This window comes from Epibacterium sp. HA2-3 (assembly GCF_055693725.2).
In genome coordinates this window covers 2,211,560-2,230,803 of sequence record NZ_CM172490.1, presented here as the reverse complement: position 1 = coordinate 2,230,803, position 19,244 = coordinate 2,211,560, and the positions used below count along the sequence as shown (strand labels likewise).

18 protein-coding genes are annotated in these 19,244 nt (G+C 61.2%); 16 read left to right on the top strand and 2 right to left on the bottom strand.

Going from position 1 to position 19,244, the window contains the following annotated elements; genetic code table 11:
* The first annotated feature begins 42 nt into the window (after positions 1-42).
* The 15 genes from ACZ1HH_RS10455 to ACZ1HH_RS10385 all read left to right on the top strand — a co-directional run bounded on the left by ACZ1HH_RS10455 (position 43) and on the right by ACZ1HH_RS10385 (position 14,473).
* Complete coding sequence (locus ACZ1HH_RS10455) at positions 43-696, top strand: glutathione S-transferase family protein (protein WP_416368934.1); 654 nt, start codon at positions 43-45, stop codon at positions 694-696.
* Positions 697-706: 10 nt separating this feature from the next.
* A complete protein-coding gene (locus ACZ1HH_RS10450; protein ID WP_011539565.1) occupies positions 707-1,648 on the top strand; it encodes a pyridoxamine 5'-phosphate oxidase family protein in 942 nt (313 codons plus the stop codon).
* 307 nt (positions 1,649-1,955) lie between these two features.
* Positions 1,956-4,250, top strand: a complete 2,295-nt coding sequence (locus ACZ1HH_RS10445; protein WP_487320267.1) for a bifunctional salicylyl-CoA 5-hydroxylase/oxidoreductase — start codon at positions 1,956-1,958, stop codon at positions 4,248-4,250.
* Positions 4,247-4,996 carry an SDR family NAD(P)-dependent oxidoreductase gene (locus tag ACZ1HH_RS10440; protein ID WP_011539563.1) on the top strand — a complete coding sequence of 250 codons (750 nt, stop codon included), beginning with the start codon at positions 4,247-4,249 and terminating at the stop codon, positions 4,994-4,996. The genes ACZ1HH_RS10445 and ACZ1HH_RS10440 overlap by 4 nt, the downstream gene beginning before the upstream one ends.
* A complete protein-coding gene (locus tag ACZ1HH_RS10435) occupies positions 4,993-5,478 on the top strand; it encodes a MarR family winged helix-turn-helix transcriptional regulator (RefSeq protein WP_472636598.1) in 486 nt (161 codons plus the stop codon). Before ACZ1HH_RS10440 ends, ACZ1HH_RS10435 begins: the two co-directional genes overlap by 4 nt.
* A gap of 6 nt (positions 5,479-5,484) precedes the next feature.
* Positions 5,485-6,288: an enoyl-CoA hydratase family protein gene (locus ACZ1HH_RS10430; RefSeq protein ID WP_472636597.1), complete on the top strand. Its 804-nt coding sequence runs from the start codon at positions 5,485-5,487 to the stop codon at positions 6,286-6,288.
* Between the two features lie 65 nt (positions 6,289-6,353).
* Complete coding sequence (locus ACZ1HH_RS10425) at positions 6,354-7,508, top strand: acyl-CoA dehydrogenase family protein (RefSeq protein WP_487320266.1); 1,155 nt, start codon at positions 6,354-6,356, stop codon at positions 7,506-7,508.
* On the top strand, positions 7,508-9,121 hold the full coding sequence (locus tag ACZ1HH_RS10420; RefSeq protein ID WP_472637323.1) for an AMP-binding protein: 1,614 nt from the start codon (positions 7,508-7,510) through the stop codon (positions 9,119-9,121). The genes ACZ1HH_RS10425 and ACZ1HH_RS10420 overlap by 1 nt, the downstream gene beginning before the upstream one ends.
* A gap of 38 nt (positions 9,122-9,159) precedes the next feature.
* A complete protein-coding gene (locus tag ACZ1HH_RS10415; RefSeq protein ID WP_472636596.1) occupies positions 9,160-10,290 on the top strand; it encodes an ABC transporter substrate-binding protein in 1,131 nt (376 codons plus the stop codon).
* A gap of 57 nt (positions 10,291-10,347) precedes the next feature.
* On the top strand, positions 10,348-11,268 hold the full coding sequence (locus tag ACZ1HH_RS10410) for a branched-chain amino acid ABC transporter permease (RefSeq protein WP_011539557.1): 921 nt from the start codon (positions 10,348-10,350) through the stop codon (positions 11,266-11,268).
* Positions 11,265-12,248 (top strand): branched-chain amino acid ABC transporter permease, encoded by a 984-nt coding sequence (locus ACZ1HH_RS10405; protein ID WP_472636595.1) that lies wholly within the window; start codon positions 11,265-11,267, stop codon positions 12,246-12,248. The genes ACZ1HH_RS10410 and ACZ1HH_RS10405 overlap by 4 nt, the downstream gene beginning before the upstream one ends.
* On the top strand, positions 12,241-12,990 hold the full coding sequence (locus tag ACZ1HH_RS10400) for an ABC transporter ATP-binding protein (RefSeq protein ID WP_472636594.1): 750 nt from the start codon (positions 12,241-12,243) through the stop codon (positions 12,988-12,990). Before ACZ1HH_RS10405 ends, ACZ1HH_RS10400 begins: the two co-directional genes overlap by 8 nt.
* Entirely contained in the window at positions 12,987-13,673 is a 687-nt protein-coding gene (locus ACZ1HH_RS10395; protein WP_472636593.1) for an ABC transporter ATP-binding protein, read from the top strand. Before ACZ1HH_RS10400 ends, ACZ1HH_RS10395 begins: the two co-directional genes overlap by 4 nt.
* Positions 13,674-13,676: 3 nt before the next feature.
* Positions 13,677-14,081, top strand: coding sequence for an acyl-CoA thioesterase (locus ACZ1HH_RS10390; protein WP_472636592.1), 405 nt, complete (start codon positions 13,677-13,679; stop codon positions 14,079-14,081).
* A complete protein-coding gene (locus tag ACZ1HH_RS10385) occupies positions 14,078-14,473 on the top strand; it encodes a RidA family protein (RefSeq protein ID WP_011539552.1) in 396 nt (131 codons plus the stop codon). Before ACZ1HH_RS10390 ends, ACZ1HH_RS10385 begins: the two co-directional genes overlap by 4 nt.
* Before the next feature lie 70 nt (positions 14,474-14,543).
* Here ACZ1HH_RS10385 and ACZ1HH_RS10380 read toward each other — a convergent pair whose 3' ends face one another.
* Positions 14,544-15,542, bottom strand: coding sequence for an NADPH:quinone reductase (locus ACZ1HH_RS10380; protein ID WP_472636591.1), 999 nt, complete (start codon positions 15,540-15,542; stop codon positions 14,544-14,546).
* Positions 15,543-15,739: 197 nt separating this feature from the next.
* Here ACZ1HH_RS10380 and ACZ1HH_RS10375 point away from each other — a divergent pair, with 197 nt between their 5' ends.
* Positions 15,740-18,088 carry a putative bifunctional diguanylate cyclase/phosphodiesterase gene (locus ACZ1HH_RS10375; RefSeq protein WP_472636590.1) on the top strand — a complete coding sequence of 783 codons (2,349 nt, stop codon included), beginning with the start codon at positions 15,740-15,742 and terminating at the stop codon, positions 18,086-18,088.
* 430 nt (positions 18,089-18,518) lie between these two features.
* Here ACZ1HH_RS10375 and ACZ1HH_RS10370 read toward each other — a convergent pair whose 3' ends face one another.
* Entirely contained in the window at positions 18,519-19,223 is a 705-nt protein-coding gene (locus ACZ1HH_RS10370; RefSeq protein ID WP_416368923.1) for a hypothetical protein, read from the bottom strand.
* Between the last annotated feature and the right edge of the window lie 21 nt (positions 19,224-19,244).

The window sequence follows — 19,244 nt, the reverse complement described above, 5'->3', positions numbered from 1 at the left end:
CCCGACAGATTGACCTCACAGATAGACCTCAAGGATACCCAAATGAACGCCGAATTTGCCTCCTCCTCCGCACCGATCAAACTCTATCGCCACCCGCTCTCGGGGCATTGTCACCGGGTCGAGATGATGCTCTCGATCCTCGATCTGCCCTATGAGTTGGTCGACCTCGACCTGCTGCAGGGCGCGCATAAGGCGCCCGCGTTCCTGGATCTCAACCCGTTTGGGCAGGTTCCAGTTCTGGACGACAACGGCACCATCGTCAGCGATTCCAATGCGATCCTTGTCTATCTTGTCGAGGCCTACGGCAAAGAGACGGGTTGGTTGCCCCGCGCGCCCGGTGTGGCCGCCGCAGTTCAGCGCTGGCTGTCGCTTACGGTATCGCATCTGGCAACCGGTCCCGCGCGGGCGCGTTGGCGGACCCTGACCGGCGCGAGCGACACGCCGGAAACGGAGACAGCGCGTGCCATCAGCCATGCCTTTCTGGAGCAGATGGAAGGTCTGATCTCGGGTCAGCACTACCTGGCAGGAGAGGCGCCTACGATCGCGGATGTGTCTGCCTACGCCTATATCGCACACGCGCCCGAGGGAGGTGTGAGCCTTGCGGCCTATCCAAAGGTACGGGCGTGGATCGATCGGGTCGAAGCGCTTCAGGGGTTTGTGCCGATGCAGGCCTCCCCGCTGCCAGAGCTTGCGTGAGGCGCCTGAGATGTCCCGCTCTGAGCAGGTTTTCCACGCAGGCGAATTGATCCTGCAAAACCGCGCCGGTGTCGCGCCAAGCTATCGCGAGCGGGTGGCCCATGCCATCCGCCCGCAGATGCCTCAACAGCATCGCGATTTCTTTGAGAGCCTGCCGGTGCTCTTTCTGGGTTTGCTTGACGCGCGTGGGCGAGTCTGGGCGACACCTGCGGTGGGTGAAGTTGGCTTTCTGCGTTCGCGCGACCCCGGTCATCTGGCGGTCGGGGCGCGCCCAGTGTTGGGCGAAACGCTTTGGCTGGATGTTCGCGCCGGGGCCAAGGTGGGCGCGGTGGGCATGGAAATGGCCAGTCGCCGCCGCAACCGCATGAACGGCACCATCACTGCGGTCAATGGAGAAGGATTTGAGATCGCGGTGGACCTGAGCTTTGGCAATTGCCCGCAGTATATCCAGACCCGCGATCTCGTATGGCCCGCCAATCCGCCAGCGCCCGAGGCCGTGGCGCTGCCCGATTGGGAGTCGCAAAGCCGCGCGCTGGTCGCGCAGGCCGATACCTTTTTTATCGCGTCGCGCGCGGCCGAGATGTCAGCGCGCCCCATCGATGGGGTTGATGCTTCGCACCGTGGCGGGCGGCCCGGTTTCCTGACGATCAACGACGACAGCTCGCTCTCATTTCCCGATTTTGCCGGAAACCGGTTTTTCAACACGCTCGGCAACATTGAGGCCGATGGGCGCGTGGGGCTTTTCATCCCCGACTTCAAAAGCGGTGCGGGGATCTTTGTCACCGGTCTGGCGACGGTCGACTGGCGCCCTGACCGCGTGTCCCACTTCAAAGGGGCGGAGCGGATCGTCGACGTGCAGCCAGAGGAAATCTGGTACTGCACGCATGCTTTGCCCGGGCCTGCGCCCCTGGTCAGCACATGGCCACTGCTTGCGGAAACAGGCGTCTGGTAGGGGGGCGAAATCCTGGTGCGACTCACGGCAGGGCAGGCTCAGACGGGCCTGCCCTTGGCCCTTGATATTGGCAGTGACGCGATTTTGAGCGCTCGGAACGCAGCGCCTGGCGCGCGAGGGATCTTCCGGAGTGGCTTTATTGTGAAATAAAATCAATTGTTTAGGTGTTGTCATTTGGATTTCATCAGAGCGATGTGCACGAGGGCCTCGCAGTTAATGCTTTAAAAATAGAAATTTCAAGCTTGAAATTGTTTTGAGATGCGCAGAACCTGACTTCATCAATAACCGATGTGGGAATGAGGATCAGATGCGCATTGCATGCTTGGGAGGGGGGCCAGCGGGCCTGTATTTCGGGATCTCGATGAAGCTGCGTGATCCCAGCCATGAGGTCACGGTGATCGAACGCAATCGGGCCGATGACACCTTTGGCTGGGGCGTGGTGCTGTCGGATGAGACGCTCGACAATCTGGCAGCCAATGACGCCAAGAGCGCAGAGTCGATCCGGTCTCATTTTGCCTATTGGGACGATGTCGCGCTTTTGTTCAAAGGCACGCGGCAGGTGTCCTCTGGTCATGGGTTCTGCGGCATCGGGCGCAAGAAGCTGCTGATCCTTCTGCAGGAGCGCGCCCGCGAGCTGGGCGTCAAGATGCAGTTCGAAACCGAGGTGCAAAGCGCCGAGGACTACCGCAAGGATTACGATCTTGTGGTCGCCAGCGACGGGCTCAATTCGCGCACACGCAGCCTGTATGCCGACACCTTCAAGCCGGATGTGGACACGCGGCTTTGTAATTTTGTCTGGCTTGGCACCCATCAGACTTTCAAGGATGCCTTCACGTTTATCTTTGAGGAAACCGAGCACGGCTGGGTCTGGGCGCATGCTTACCAGTTCGATGACGACACCGCGACCTTCATCGTGGAATGCACGCAAGAGACCTTTGACGCCTTTGGCTTTGGCTCCATGAGCCAGCAGGAAAGCATCAAGACCTGCGAAGAGATCTTCAAGGATCATCTGGGCGGCCATGCGCTGATGACCAATGCCAACCACATTCGCGGCTCCGCCTGGATCCGTTTCCCGCGGGTTCTGTGCGAAAAATGGAGCCACGAGAATGTGGTCCTGATGGGCGACGCGGCCGCGACGGCGCATTTCTCGATTGGGTCGGGGTCCAAGTTGGCGCTGGAATCCGCGATTGCGCTGGCCGATCTGCTGCATGAAAAGCCTGACCTGCAAAGCGCCTTTGACGAATACGAAGACCAGCGCCGTCTTGAGGTGTTGCGCCTGCAGTCTGCGGCACGCAATTCGATGGAGTGGTTCGAGCGGGTGGAGCGCTATCTGGATCTTGATCCGGTGCAGCTGAATTACTCGATGCTGACTCGCAGTCAGCGGATCAGCCACGAAAACCTGCGCGAACGGGACAAGGACTGGCTCGAGAGCGCGGAGCGCTGGTTCATGGATCAGGCCGGGGCGCCCAAGGATGCGCCGCTGCGGGCGCCGATGTTTGCCCCCTTCTGCCTGCGCGAGATGGACCTCAAGAGCCGCATCGTCGTCTCGCCCATGGCGCAGTACAAGGCCAAGGATGGCAGCCCGACCGACTGGCATCTGGTGCATTACGGCGAACGCGCCAAAGGCGGCGCGGGGCTGGTCTACACCGAGATGACCTGTGTATCGCCAGAGGGCCGGATTACCCCCGGCTGTCCGGGGCTCTATGCGCCGGAGCATGAGGCCGCATGGTCGCGGATCACCGATTTTGTGCATGCCGAAACCGACGCCAAGATCTGCTGCCAGATCGGCCACTCGGGACGCAAAGGCTCCACCCAGCTTGGTTGGGACGAGATGGATGCACCGCTGCCCGAGGGCAACTGGGATATCGTCAGCGCCTCTGCGATCCCGTGGTCGGGCGAGAACGCCACCCCGCGGGAAATCACCCGCGCCGAGATGGACGAGGTGCGCGATCAATTTGTGCGCGCGGCAGAGATGGCGGATCGTGCGGGCTTTGACATGATCGAGCTGCACGCAGCCCATGGCTATCTGATCTCGTCGTTCCTGTCGCCGGTCTCGAACCAGCGCAGCGATGACTATGGCGGCAGCCTTGAAAACCGCCTGCGCTATCCGCTCGAGGTCTTTGCCGCGATGCGCGCGGTCTGGCCCGAAGGCAAGCCGATGTCGGTGCGGATCTCCGCCAATGACTGGGTCGGAGAAGATGGGGTCACCCCGGACGAAGCCGTCCAGATCGCGCGTGCCTTCTGGGAGGCCGGTGCAGATCTGATCGACGTGTCTGCCGGTCAGACCACCACCGAGGCCAAACCCGTCTACGGCCGCATGTTCCAGACGCCATTTTCGGATCAGATCCGCAACGAGGCGGGCATCTGTACCATGGCGGTGGGCAACATCTATGAGGCAGATCATGCCAATTCGATCCTGATGGCGGGCCGCGCGGATCTGGTGGCCGTGGGCCGCCCGCATCTCTCGGATCCGTATTGGACCTTGCACGAGGGTAGCAAGATCGGTGATCGTGCAGCCCCCGACTGGCCGCTGCCCTATCTGGCGGGGCGCGATCAGAGCTGGCGTCTTGCGGACAAAGAAGCGGAGACCCTGCGCGCATGAGCCAAGATCCACGCCAAGAACATGTCCTGATCACGGGCGGCGGCACCGGTGTTGGGGCCGCCTGCGCCCAGGCCTTCGCGGCCCAGGGGGCCAAAGTGACCCTGATGGGGCGAACGGAGAAAACGCTTGCAGAGCAGGGGCTTCCTTATGAGGTCTGCGATGTAACGGATGCGCCAAGCGTCACATCCGCCGTTGCGCGTGCAGCCGCCGCGCGCGGGCCGGTGACTGTGGCGATTGCAAATGCGGGCGCGGCCGAAAGCGTGCCTTTTGCCAAGATGCAGCCGGAGCTTCTCACGGAGATGATGGCGGTGAACCTCGGAGGCGTCGTGAACCTCTGGCAGGCGGTGTTGCCGGGCATGAAAGAGGCCGGGCGTGGGCGCATGATCGCGGTGGCCTCGACGGCGGGGCTCAAGGGCTATGCCTATGTCAGCGCCTATTGTGCCGCCAAACACGCGGTGGTCGGGCTCACCCGCTCGCTCGCCAAGGAACTGGCGCGCACAGGCGTGACGGTCAATGCGATCTGTCCGGGGTTTGTGGAAACGCCGATGCTCCAGCGCAGCATCGACAATATCCGCGCCAAGACCGGGATGACATCCGAGGAGGCCGCAGGCGCCCTCAAGGCCGACAATCCCCAGGGCCGTTTTGTGCAGCCCGAAGAGGTCGCGGATGCTGCGCTCTGGCTGGCGTCGGACACTGCGGGATCGGTGAACGGGCACGCGTTGGCCCTGACGGGGGGCGAGATATGAGCGGCACCGCAGCGCAAGCTGATCTCGGCGACACGGCCTCCAAGGCGCGGCTGCGTCTGTGGCTGAAGCTCTTGAAGACGTCAGGCAGTATTGAGTCCGAGCTGCGCCGTCGCTTGCGCGATCGCCACAATACCACGCTGCCGCGGTTTGATGTGATGTCAGCGCTTTCGCGCAATCCCGAAGGGCTCAAGATGAGCCAGCTCTCGCACTTTCTGCGCGTGTCCAACGGCAATGTGACCGGCATCGTGGACCGGCTGACCGAGGACGGTCTGGCGCTGCGGGTTGCGGTCCCCGGCGACCGTCGCGCCCAGGTGGCGCGGCTGACCCCTGCAGGAGAGGCCGAGTTTGACCGCCTCGCCACCGAGCATGAAGCCTGGATCGGCGAGATGATGGCGGGGCTTGGCGCAGATGACATCACCGAAATGAGCGCGCTTCTGGACCAGATCCAGCCGGTTGCGGCGCCCCAAGACGACAAAGGATGACCCGACATGAGCCTCGATGAGACAACGCATTTCAATTGCACGATTGAGGGCGGCATCGCGCGTATCTCGCTCAATCGGCCAGAGCGTAAGAATCCGCTGACCTTTGAAAGCTACGCAGAGCTGCGCGACTGGTTCCGGGCGTTGCCCTATTCGGACGAGGTGCATGCGGTTGTGATCGTGCCCAATGGCGGGAATTTTTCCTCTGGCGGGGATGTGCACGACATCATCGGCCCGCTCACCAGGATGAACATGAAAGAGCTTCTGGCCTTCACCCGCATGACCGGGGATCTTGTGAAGGCGATGCTCAACTGCAGCAAGCCGGTGATTTCGGCAGTGGATGGCATTTGTGCGGGGGCCGGGGCGATCATCGCGATGGCCAGTGATCTGCGCATCGCCACACCTGAGGCCAAGGTGGCGTTTCTCTTTAACCGTGTGGGGCTTGCGGGCTGCGATATGGGGGCCTGCGCCATGCTGCCGCGTATCATCGGTCAGGGCCGCGCGGCGGAGCTGCTTTATATGGGGCGGTCGTTGGGCGCTGAGGAAGGCGAACGCTGGGGGTTTTTCAACCGGCTGGCGTCTGCAGAGGCGCTGGAAGCCGAAGCCATGAAGATGGCAGAGCGCATCGTTCAGGGGCCGACCTTTGCCAATGGCATGACCAAGACGATGCTGGCGCAAGAATGGTCCATGAGCCTTGAGCAGGCGATTGAGGCCGAGGCGCAGGCGCAGGCGATCTGCATGCAGGGCAATGATTTCCGCCGCGCCTATGAGGCCTTCGTCGCGAAAGAGCGGCCAGTGTTTGAAGGCGACTGAGAGCGCCGAATTTCGCCTTCGGCGAGGATATTTGACAAGAAGATGAAGACAACGGGGAAGATAACGTGGCGGACCAGAGTTTTCTGAATTGGCCCTTTTTCGACGAAGAGCATCGAGCTTGGGCTGCCAAGGTCGAAGCTGTGGCCGCGGGCCTTGAGGTGGATCACAGCGATACCGATGCGGCCTGTCGCAGGCTGGTGGCGGACCTTGGCGCGGCTGGGGTGTTGCAGCCGACGGCGGCTGCGGGTGCCTCGGAGAGCCTCGATGTGCGCAAGCTGTGCCTATCGCGTGAGATCCTGGCCCGCCACGATGGGCTTGCGGATTTTGCCTTTGCCATGCAGGGGCTTGGCACAGGCGCGATTTCGCTGTTTGGAACCGACGCGCAGAAAGCGGAGTGGCTGCCGAAAACCCGCAGCGGCGCGGCGATTGCTGCTTTTGCGCTGACGGAGCCGCAGTCGGGGTCGGATGTGGCGAACTCCACCATGACGGCGGTGCGCGATGGTGATAACTATGTGCTGAATGGTGAAAAGACCTGGATCTCCAATGGGGGGATCGCCGATGTCTACACGCTGTTTGCCCGCACCGGAGAGGCACCGGGCGCCAAGGGGCTCTCGGCCTTCATAGTCACACCGGATCTGGACGGGTTTGAGGTGGTGGAGCGGCTCGAGACCATCGCACCGCACCCGCTGGCGACCTTGCGGTTCAGCGATGTTCGCATCCCCGCAAGCGCCATGATCGGTGCGCCGGGGCAGGGGTTCCGTATCGCCATGTCGGTGCTGGATGTGTTCCGCTCTACCGTGGCGGCGGCGGCGCTGGGCTTTGCGCGCCGGGCATTGGACGAGGCCTTGTGGCGTGTCACCGAGCGTCATGTGCAGGGCGCGCCGCTCTTTGATTTGCAGATGGTGCAGGGGCATATCGCCGATATGGCGCTGGATGTGGATGCGGCTGCGCTGCTGGTCTACCGCGCGGCCTGGACCAAGGACAGTGGTGCGGCGCGGGTCACGCGCGAGGCGGCAATGGCCAAGCTGTTCTCGACCGAGGCGGCACAGGTCGTCATCGACAAGGCGGTGCAGCTCTTTGGGGGGGAGGGCGTGCGTTCGGGCGCGATGGTTGAAAAACTCTATCGCGAAATCAGGGCGTTGCGCATCTATGAGGGCGCGAGCGACGTTCAGCGCGTGGTGATCGCGCGGCAGGCGATGATGGCATTGGAGGGCAAATGATGACGCTCGGAGCATCCGCACATACCGATACATTCACCCGCGACGCGCTGCCGCCAGCGGATCAGTGGCCCGATTTTATGCTTGAGGGATTTGAGTATCCCGAGCATCTGAACGCGGGCGTGGAGCTGACGGATGCGATGGTGGAGCGCGGCTTTGGCGACCGCACCGCGCTGATCGGCAACGGGCGGCAGCGCACCTACAAGGAACTGGCCGACTGGACCAACCGGCTGGCGCATGCGCTGGTTCAGGATCTGGGTGTCAAGCCTGGCAATCGCATCCTGATCCGGTCCGCGAATAATCCGGCGATGGTGGCCTGCTGGCTCGCCGCCACCAAGGCGGGCGCGGTGGTGGTCAACACCATGCCGATGCTGCGCGCTGCAGAGCTAAAAAAATATGTCGAGAAGGCGCAGATCCAGTTTGCGCTCTGTGATACGCGGCTGATGGAGGAAATGGAAGCCTGCGCGGCCCAGTGCGATGTGCTTGAGCGTGTCGTGGGCTTTGATGGGACCTCCAACCACGACGCTGAACTTGACCGGCTGGCTCTGGAGAAACCGGTGCAGTTTGAGGTGGTAGAGACCGGACGCGATGATGTGGCGCTCCTGGGGTTCACCTCCGGGTCGACCGGAGAGCCCAAGGCCACCATGCATTTTCACCGCGATCTATTGATCATTGCCGATGGCTATGCCCGTGATGTGCTCAATGTGGTGCCGGAGGACATTTTTGTGGGATCTCCGCCACTTGCCTTTACCTTCGGGCTTGGCGGGCTAGCGATTTTCCCGCTACGGTTCGGGGCAACCGCGACGCTTTTGGAACAGGCCACACCGCCCAACATGATCGAGATCATCGAGAAATACCGCGCGACCGTGTGCTTTACTGCGCCGACCGCCTATCGCGTGATGCTCTCGGCGATGGAAGAGGGTGCGGATCTGAGCAGCCTGCGCGCCGCTGTCTCTGCGGGCGAGACCCTGCCCAAACCTGTCTATGACGATTGGATGGCCAAGACCGGCAAGCCGATGCTCGATGGGATCGGCGCGACCGAGATGCTGCATATCTTTATCTCCAACCGGTTTGATGACCACCGCCCGGCCTGCACCGGCAAACCTGTGCGCGGCTACGAGGCCAAGGTGGTCGATGACGAAGGCAACACTGTGCCCGATGGCGAAGTTGGCCGCCTTGCGGTGCGCGGGCCGACGGGCTGTCGCTATCTCAATGATGATCGGCAGGCGGGCTATGTCGCGGATGGTTGGAACATCACCGGCGACAGTTTCATCCGCGATGCGGACGGCTATTTCCATTTTGCTGCGCGCAACGACGATATGATCGTCTCGGCGGGCTACAATATCGCTGGCCCCGAGGTGGAAGCTGCGCTTCTGGCGCATGCGGCGGTGGCGGAATGTGCGGTCATTGGCGCCCCGGACGAGGCGCGCGGACATATCGTGCAGGCGCATATCGTGCTCAACGCGGACTTCGCGCCGTCTGAGACGCTCATCAAGGATCTGCAGAGCCACGTGAAGGCGACCATTGCGCCCTACAAATATCCCCGCTCGATCATTTTTGCCGAAGAACTGCCAAAGACGCAGACCGGCAAGATCCAGCGGTTCCGGCTTCGTTGAATAATAAAACAAACCAACCACAAACAGGGAGTTTGATCATGAAGAAGCTAATGTTGGCCACAGCGGCCGCGGCGCTTGCCGCGGGCGGAGCAATGGCAGAGGTCAAAGTCGGGATGATCACCACGCTTTCGGGCGGCGGTGCGAGCCTCGGCATCGACACGCGGGACGGGTTCATGCTGGCGATGGAAGCCGCAGGTCGCGACGATGTCGAAGTGGTCATCGAGGATGACCAGCGCAAGCCTGACATTGCCGTGCAGCTTGCCGACAAGATGATCCAGTCCGAAAAAGTCGACGTGATGACCGGAATCGTCTGGTCCAACCTTGCAATGGCCGTGGTGCCTGCGACGACTGCGCAGGGGCTGTTCTATCTTTCGACCAACGCGGCCCCCGCACAGCTGGCGGGCAAAGGCTGCAACGCCAATTATTTCTCGGTCGCCTATCAGAACGACAACCTGCATGAAGGCGCGGGCGCCTATGCAACGCAGGCGGGGTTCAAGAACACCTTCATTCTCGCGCCGAACTACCCGGCGGGGATCGACAGCCTCACTGGCTTCAAACGTTTCTATGAAGGCGATCTCGCAGGGGAGGTCTACACCAAGCTCGGCCAGACTGATTACGCGGCTGAAATCGCGCAGATCCGCGCATCCGGCGCCGACAGCGTGTTCTTCTTCCTGCCCGGCGGCATGGGGATCTCCTTCCTGAAGCAATATTCTGACAGCGGCGTCGACCTGCCAGTCGTCGGCCCGGCCTTCAGCTTTGATCAGGGCATCCTGCAAGCGGTGGGCGAAGCGGCGCTTGGCGTCAAGAACTCCTCCACCTGGTCCAAGGATCTGGACAATGAGGCCAACGCGGCCTTTGTTGCGGCCTTCCAGCAGAAATACGACCGTCTGCCGTCGATCTATGCGGCGCAGGGCTATGACACCGCAAACCTGCTGCTGTCGGCCATCGACAAGGCGGATGTAAATGATGACGCAGCCTTTGCTGCGGCCCTCAAGGAGGCCGATTTTGCCTCTGTGCGCGGCGAATTCTCCTTTGCGTCCAACAACCACCCGATCCAGAACGTCTATGTGCGTGAGGTCATCAAGGAAGGCGACGTCTACACCAACAAGATCGTCGGCACCGCCCTTGAGGATCATGCAAACGCCTATGTGGACGAGTGCAAGATGTAAGTGAGGCGCGCCCGGCTCGCAGTCTCTGCGGGCCGGGGCACACCTGAAAGAAGACACATGTCCACGATACTTATCATCGAGCAGGTGCTGAACGGGCTTCAGTCCGGCGTCATGCTCTTTCTCATGGCGGCGGGGCTGACGCTGATTTTTGGGGTCATGGGCCTCATCAATCTCGCCCATGGCTCGCTCTATATGGTTGGGGCCTTTGCCGCGGCGGCTGTGGCGGGCGTCACGGGGTCCTTCGTGCTGGCGCTTATCGCGGCGCTTGCGGCGGCGGCGCTTGCGGGGGCTGTGATCGAGGTTGCGGTGATCCGCAGGCTCTATGACAGCGATCACCTCGATCAGGTGCTGGCGACCTTTGCGCTCATTCTGATTTTCTCCGAAGGCACGCGCTGGGTTTTTGGCTCTTTTCCGCTGTTTCTGGACATTCCCGATGCCTTGTCGGGGCCGGTTACCCTGCCCGGAGGTATCCAGTATCCGCTTTATCGTCTTGCGCTCATCGGGGTGGGGCTTCTGGTGGCCTTCGGCCTGTGGCTCCTGATCGAGCGCACCCGGATCGGCATTCAGATCCGTGCGGGTGAGAACGACCGAGAGATGATTGCCGCCCTGGGTGTGGACATCTCCAAGCTTTACACGCTTGTCTTTGCCCTTGGCGCGGCCTTGGCCGGTCTCGCTGGCGCATTGGTGGGCGCGATCCAGTCGGTGCAGGTCGGCATGGGCGAGCCGGTGCTGATCCTTGCCTTCGTCGTGATCGTGATCGGCGGCATCGGATCCATCAAAGGGGCCTTTATCGGCGCATTGCTGGTGGGGCTGACGGATACATTGGTCGGGATCTTCCTGCCTGAAGTGCTCAAACTCTTTATGGACGCGGCCCCCGCAACATCTGCCGGATCGTCGATCGCCTCGATGTCGATCTACATCCTGATGAGCCTTGTACTGGTCTGGCGTCCCTCTGGCCTGTTCGGAGCCCGCGCATGACACGAGAAACCTATTTTAACGCAGCCCTGATGCTGGGCCTCATTGCCGTGCCTGCATGGGCGCTGATGAGCGATGAGCCTTTCACCATCACGCTTGCGACCCGTGCAGTCATCCTCGCGCTGGCGGCTGCCGGCCTCAATATTGCTCTTGGCATTGGCGGCCTTGTAAGCCTTGGCCACGCGGTGTTTTTTGGGATCGGCGGCTATGCCATGGGCATCCTGGCCCACCACGCCCAGAGCTATACGCCGCTGATGGAGTGGCCTTTCCTGATTGAAGGCACCAAATTCATGCCGGTAATCTGGCTTCTGGCTGTTGTGGTCTCGGCGCTCGCAGCGCTGGTCATTGGCATCCTGAGCCTGCGCACCACCGGGGCGTATTTCATCATGATTACGCTCGCCTTTGGCCAGATGTTCTACTACTTCGCGATTTCCTGGACCACCTATGGTGGTGAGGACGGTATGTCGATCTATGTCAGGAACGATTTTCCCGGCCTCAACACATTGGCGCCGATCCAGTTCTACGGGCTGTGTCTTGCGATCCTCGTGGTGGTGCTGATCTTTACCGCGCGCCTGCGCCGCTCTCCCTTTGGGCTTGCGCTCAACGCAGCGCGTCAGGTGCCCGCGCGGGTCGAAGCGGTGGGCATGGATCCCATGCGCCTCAAACTGGTGGCCTTTGTGATTTCCGGTGTCATCACCGGCGTTGCGGGCGCGCTCTTTGCCGATCTCAACCGCTTTGTCAGCCCGACGATGTTCAGCTGGCAGTTCTCGGGCGAAATCATGATCCTCGTTATCCTTGGCGGCGTCGGACGACTGTTTGGGCCGGTCGCGGGGGCAGTGACCTTTGTGGCGCTTGAACACTTCCTCGGCGGGATCACTGAATTCTGGCACATCTTCCTCGGGCTGATCCTTCTTGCGGTCGTGCTCTTTGCGCGCGGTGGCATCACCGGGCTGGTGGCCGGGAAGGAGGCGACCCATGACTGAGACGATCCTTGCCACCCACGGCATCAGCAAATCCTTTGGCGCGCTCAAGGCCAGCCGTGACATCTCGATTGACCTGCGCCCCGGCGAAATTCACGCCATCATCGGCCCCAATGGCGCAGGAAAGTCGACATTGATTGCTCAGATCTGCGGCTCGCTCACGCCGGATGCCGGACGTGTGGAGCTGATGGGGCAGGATGTTACCGGCCTAAGCACAGATCAGCGCGCGCGGGCGGGGCTGGGACGGACGTTCCAGATCTCTGCACTCGCGATGGAGGACACGGTGCTCGAGAATGCCACCCTTGGCGCGATGGGCGCCACTGGTCGGCCGTGGCGGTTCTGGGCATCCGCGCTGGGTGATCCTGCGTTGCGGGATCGTGCCGAGGCGGCGCTCGAGCGCGTGGGCCTTGCAGAAAGCAAGGCCAAGCGCTGCGCTGACCTCAGCCATGGCCAACGCCGACAACTCGAGGTCGCGGTGGCCCTCACGCTTGCGCCCAAGGCCTTTGTGATGGACGAGCCCATGGCGGGGCTCGGGGCGGAAGGGTCGAAGAACCTCACCGGGTTCCTGGATGGCCTGCGCCAGGAGGCCCCGATCCTTCTGGTTGAACACGACATGGACGCGGTGTTTGCGCTCGCGGACCGGATCAGCGTTCTGGTCTATGGCGAGGTGATTGCCACGGGCAGCGTCGATCAGATCCGCACCGATCCGCGCGTGCGCGAAGCCTATCTGGGAGAAAGCGCATGAGCCTTTTGTCCGTAAAATCGCTCACTGCCTCCTACGGCGTGAGCCAGGCCCTCTTTGGTGTCGATCTCGACATCAACCCGGGCGAGGTAGTGGCTTTGATGGGCCGCAACGGCATGGGCAAATCCACCACCGTCAAGGCAATCTGCCGCATGATCAACGCAGGCGGTACGCTGGAGTTTGCTGGCCAGAACCTGCACGCTCTGCCCAGCCACAAGGCCGCACGTCTTGGCCTCGGTCTGGTGCCGGAGGGGCGGCGCTGTTTTCGGGACCTCACGGTGGCGGAAAACCTTCTGGCCACCAGCCGTCCCGGTGACTGGGACATGGCCCGCGTCACGCAGCTTTTCCCGCGGCTGGGCGAACGCCACAGCCAGCTTTCGGCGTCACTGTCGGGCGGGGAGCAGCAGATGCTCGCGATTGGTCGCGCGCTGATGACCAACCCGCGTCTCCTCATCCTGGATGAGGCGACAGAGGGCCTTGCGCCGATCATCCGCCAGGAGATCTGGGCGGCGATCAACCAGCTCAAGGCGGACACCGACATGGCGATCCTCGTGATCGACAAGACGCTGGCCGAGCTGGCGCAGGTCTGCGACCGCGCCGTGGTGCTGGAGCGCGGCAAGACCGTCTGGAGCGGTGCCATGGCGGCGCTGACCCCGGACATCAGCGAACGCTACGTGGGGGTCTGAGCCATGTATGAGATGCCACAGAAAGTAATGTTCAAACATTGCGACCCGGCGGGGATTGTCTTTTTCCCCCGCTACTTCGAGATGATGAACGATTGTGTCGAGAGCTGGTTTGCCGATGTTCTTGGCTGGCCCTTTGAGGACATGCATCAAACCGCAGGTGTGCCCACGGCAAACATCCAGACCCGCTTTTCCGCGCCCAGTCGTCACGGGGATCATCTGGTCCTGCGCCTTCGTGTCACGCGGCTGGGGACGTCTTCGCTGACCTACGAGATGACCGCACATTGTGGCGAGGAGCTGCGGTTTTCGACGGAAACAACCCTGGTGCATATCAATGCCGAGGGGCGCTCAGCGCCCTGGCCCGCACCGATCCGAACCAAAATTGAGAATGAGATGAAAGGGCAGATATGACCCATAAAACCATCCACCCCGAAGGTTGGGCACCGGCCAAAGGCTATGCCAATGGCATGCTGACCCATGACGGCGTGCTGCATATTGGCGGCCAGATCGGCTGGGACGAAAACAAGGAATTTGTCGGTGATGATTTCGTAAGCCAGATGCGTCAGGCGCTGAAAAACATCGCGGCCATCGTCGACGCGGCCGGAGGCAAGCCCTCTGATGTGACGCGCCTGACGTGGTTTGTCACCGACAAACAGGAATACCTGGCCCATCAGGCCGAGGTGGGCGCCGCCTATCGCGAGGTGTTCGGCAAGCATTTCCCGGCAATGTCGATGCTGATCGTAGCAGGGCTTGTCGAGGATCGCGCGCTTGTTGAAATCGAGGCCACCGCGCATATCAGCTGAGTGCCAGTGTGCTTCAATTCAAAAAAAGGGCCCCATATCTGCGGGGCCCTTTTTGTTTTGTGTTGGGCACTCAGATCTTCAGGATCGCGTTTCCAACAAGGGTGCCTGCCTCCACGGCCTCATGTGCGTCAACGATCTCCTCAAGCGCAAAGACGCGGTCAATGCGCGGCGTCAGCTGACCCGCGGACAGGAGCGCGTTGATGTCTGCAATCGCCTCTGCTTTGGCGCTGTCACTCATCGAGTAGACAAAAACTGGCTGGATCTGAATGTTGCGAAAGGCCAGCGGATAAAAGGGCAGGGCGGGCGTGAGGTTACTGGCGGAGGCATAGGCCCCGACCGAACCGTTGAGCTTGAGGATCTGCGGGTAGATCTCCATATGCGCGGCGATATCCACGTCGACGACATGGTCAATTCCGCCTGCGCCCACCAGTTCGATCAGCTGATCCACCAAAGGCGCGCTCTTGTAGTTGAGCACCTCATCGGCGCCTGCTGCGCGGGCGATCTCAGCCTTCGCGTCGCTTGAGACGGTGGCGATGACGCGCGCGCCTTTGGCCTTGGCAATCTGGATGGCACTGTGCCCGACCGCGCCTGCGCCGCCGGTGATCAACAGGGTCTTACCCGCGACCGATCCGGCCCACATCACTGCGCGATGCGCTGTCATTGCGGGCACGCCGATGCAGGCGCCGGCCTCGAAGCTGGCCGCATCCGGCAGATCCACCGCCAGATGTGCTGGCACAATGGCGAATTCCGCCGCTGTTCCAAGCGGGCCCTGACCTAGCCCATCCGCAGAGCGGTTCACATTGTAGAGCCAGACCCGACGCCCGATCCGGGCCGGTCCGACACCGTCGCCGACGGCCTCGATTACGCCTGCGCCATCGTTGTGAACCAAGACCTGCTCGGCCACCATCGGCCCCTGCGCGCCAGAGCGCAGCTTGACATCCGATGGGTTGACCCCAGAGGCCCGCATCGCGACCAGCACCTCTCCGGGGCCGGGGGTCGGGGTCTCTGTTTCGGTCAGGACCAAGGTGTCCCGCGCGGTGCCGCGTGCGGTGTGAACTATGGCTTTCATGCTCGCTCCTGTTTCTGGTTTGGTATTTCGCCCCGTATGAGCCCCAAAATGCACTGCAAACGCAAGGGGGACAGCGCGCATTAAGCGGGGGCGGCGCCAGCTTACGAAAAAAACGCGCGACATTAGCTTTTCCGAAAATATATCCGACTACGGTCAGCCCGGTGTTGTATCGAGTGGCTGTGTAGGAGGCCTGACGGATGAGCCTGCGGCAGGCGCTGGTGTTCTTTGCCCTTATCCTCGCGCTTCAGATCGGGGTGTCTTTTCTGGGATATCGCTATTTGACTCTGGCGAGTGAATACCGCCAGCGCAACCTTGTGCACCTGAACCTCGTGCATGAGTCCCTCGATGTTCTAAACGAAAACCCGGTGCTTGGGGCACAGGCGGCGCAACAGCTGCACGCGCTTCTTGAAGGTGCGCGCGCGCAGGCGCGGTGGTGTCTCGACAACCTGTCCGACTTTGAACGCCGGGCCGTGTTGCGCCTCGGTGCGGGGCCGGCCTTTGACATCTGCCAATCAGCGCTGACTGCAACGTTTCAAACGGATGAGTTGCTGTTGGCGACTGCACGCGGCGACAGGCTCCTCGTCGAGGGGATCGAAAGTCCCGATGACCTGAACAGGGAACTGACAGCAGGCGTTGAGGAGCTTCAGCACCTCAGCCTCTCGTTTCGTCCCTACGTCGATCTGATCGAGGAACAACTGGTCCGAATTGTCAAAACCGGCACCGCTGTGATCAGCCTCTGTCTGGTGTTGTTCTTTGTGTTTCTCGCCCGTCAGATGGCGCGCGCGTGGCATCTCCATATGGAGCAGGCGCGTCAGTTGAACCGGATGTCGCAGCGCGTGACGGCCGCGATGGAGGCCTCCAAAGATGGCTTTGCGATCTTCGACGAAGAAAACCGTCTCGTGACCTGCAACGATCGTTATCGAGAGTTGAGCCATGTTCACCCCGACAAAGTTGTGCCCGGCATGACCCTCACGGAGATCCTCGCTGACGCGGTAGAATCCGGGCACTATTTGCTGCGTGGGGTTTCGGCCAAGGATTACATCCAGAATTACAACCAACGCATCGTCAACCATGGCTTTTGTACAGAAACCCAGCTGGAACTGGCTGGCGATCGCCATATCGTGTCACGGGTGAATGAAACCGATTTTGGCGACAAGGTGGTGACACGCATCTGCATTACAGATCTGGTGCGGAATGAACGGGAACAGCGCCGCGCCGCGCAGGCGCTCAAAGAGACGAAAGACCGGCTTGAGTTGCAATCCCTCAGCGATCCACTGACGCATTTGCCCAACCGGCGACACCTGGATCGCGAGCTGAGCCGAAGATTGCAGACAGAACCCGTTGCTCTGGTGCGGATCGACCTGGACAGGTTCAAGAAAATCAACGACATCCTCGGCCACGAGGCCGGGGACTATGTGCTTTGCCATGTGGCGGATGTGCTTCGGGCGCACACGAAGGCGGGGGATGTTCCCGCGCGGGTGGGAGGCGACGAATTTGTCGTTCTCTGTCGATCCGGGACAACGCTCGAGCAGGCGCAAACCCTGGCAACCCGGGTTCTTCAGGCGGTGCTAGAGCCTGTGGTCTGGGGCAACAAGCGCTGCAATTTCGGGGCAAGCTTTGGGGTCGCGCATGGCGTTCCCGGTGAAATCACGGCCAGCGAGTTGCTGAGCAATGCGGATGCGGCGCTCTACCGGGCGAAGGCTTCGGGGCGCGGCGCGGTAGAAGTTTTCACATCCGAGATGCGGGCAGAGGTACTGGAAGAGCGCGCACTCTCGGACCGGCTGCCCTATGCGATCGAGGTAGGCGAAATAACGCCCTATTATCACACGCAGCATGATGCTCTGACCTGGCATCTAGCCGGGGTTGAGGTGCTGGCGCGCTGGGAGCATCCCGACCGCGGTGTACTGCCCCCCGACAGGTTTCTGGGCATTGCCAAGCAGCTTGGGCTTGAGGCGGAGTTGGATGGCTGCATCTTTTACAGGGCGGTGGCGGATATGCGCAGCCTGCGCGCCGAGGGCATTCTGGTGCCGCGGGTGGCATTCAACGTAAGCGCGGCGCGCATCATGCAGCCGAGCTTTATCGAAACGGTCCGCGCACGCATCCCCGATCAGCGCGAGAGTTACGCGTTTGAAATTCTGGAATCGATCTCCTGCGAGGATGAGGGCGAGGCGCTGATCTTCTGCATCGATGCGCTGAAGGATCTTGGTTTTCAGATTGATGTCGACGATTTCGGATCCGGCCATGCGTCGATCAATGGCGTCCTCAACATCGAGCCGGACGCCCTGAAAATCGACAGAAATATCATCTTCCCGCTTGGAAAAAGCGAGCGCGCGGAACGAATGGTGGCGTCAGTTGTGGACCTTGCACACACTTTGGATGTGAAGATCATCGCCGAGGGGGTGGATACCATTGAAAAAGCAAAAACACTCGGCGCCATCGGTTGCGATATATTACAGGGGTTTTATTTCTCCAAACCACGTAGTTTTGCAGAATTGAAAAAGAACCTCGAAAGGTTGGATCTCGGCGATCAGGTGTCCAACCTGTGAGGTTTTCTCTCTAAGCGCTTTCACAGGCTTTGGAATTGTTTTTGGTATGCATGCCTATTTGTCCTGCTCGGGTAAAGTCACCAAGCACAAACCATCCATGATTTTGGAAGAATCGGCGCCGCGGCCACCATTTGTAGAAAATCAGAAAATCTATCTGCCAAGGTGAAATTTGCAAAACCAAATCGCGCGCCCATGGCGTCGCAACAGCTGGACCATACCCGACGTGGGTGAGCACAAAGGGTCCCTGACGTGGTGGATGTCACTTGGGCATGGTCTTTGGGGGCGTGGCCATCGGACTATGGCGATCTGAAACGGGGGCGATTTCAAGTCTGTCCCGTTTGGCAATGTCCAACTGTCGGCTCAAGGGATCCTGGCCGCAACCAGAGCAGTCATGCTCCCGGGGGTAGCGTGTGGAACAAGACGCCCCGCGCTACGTCCCGGTTTCCACCATCATGCGCTCAACCTCTTCGATGGCAGTGGTTGCCTCGCCGTTCTCATACTCGAGAGCGTGGTCTTCCTCGTGCCCGGCACGCTCTCGCGCGCAATCATCCACATATCGCCGCAACAACTCTGTGTAGAACTTCAGCTCGACGGTTTCATCCTCGATCTTGCGCAAACGAGAGCGCACGGATTCCGTGGCATTTCGATTTTCAAGGATGCGATCCAGGTGCGAGGCGATATTGCTCAAGGGCGTGCAGATGCTGTCGAGCGCCTGCACCGCAGCGCGCTCCCGATGGGGCAGCGGCATGTGATGGCTGAACTCATCGCGGCGAAACAGACCAGACATCGCTCCGATGAAATAGGCGAAACGTACCGTGATGTGACGCCCCCCATCCACCGCCTTGTTAACGAGCATGCGCATCCGCGCAACCACGGCGCCGCCGAACGACTGGATCACATCCGGGTCGGTCAGAACCATCGGGGCCTCGACCGCGCGGGCGAGCAGATTTTGCAGATAGTCTGCGAAGTCCGGGTGGAACACATCGGAGATGCTGCGCCGTCCCGAGAAGTGCAGGGTGTTTTTCAGTTCGTCCGAATTCAACGTCACCGCAGAAACTGTCTGGTCGCGTCCGCCTGCCGCCTCCCGGATCTCGACGGTCAGCATGTTGCTGGCGTACTCACTTACCTCATACACAGGGGTCACCATTTAATTGGA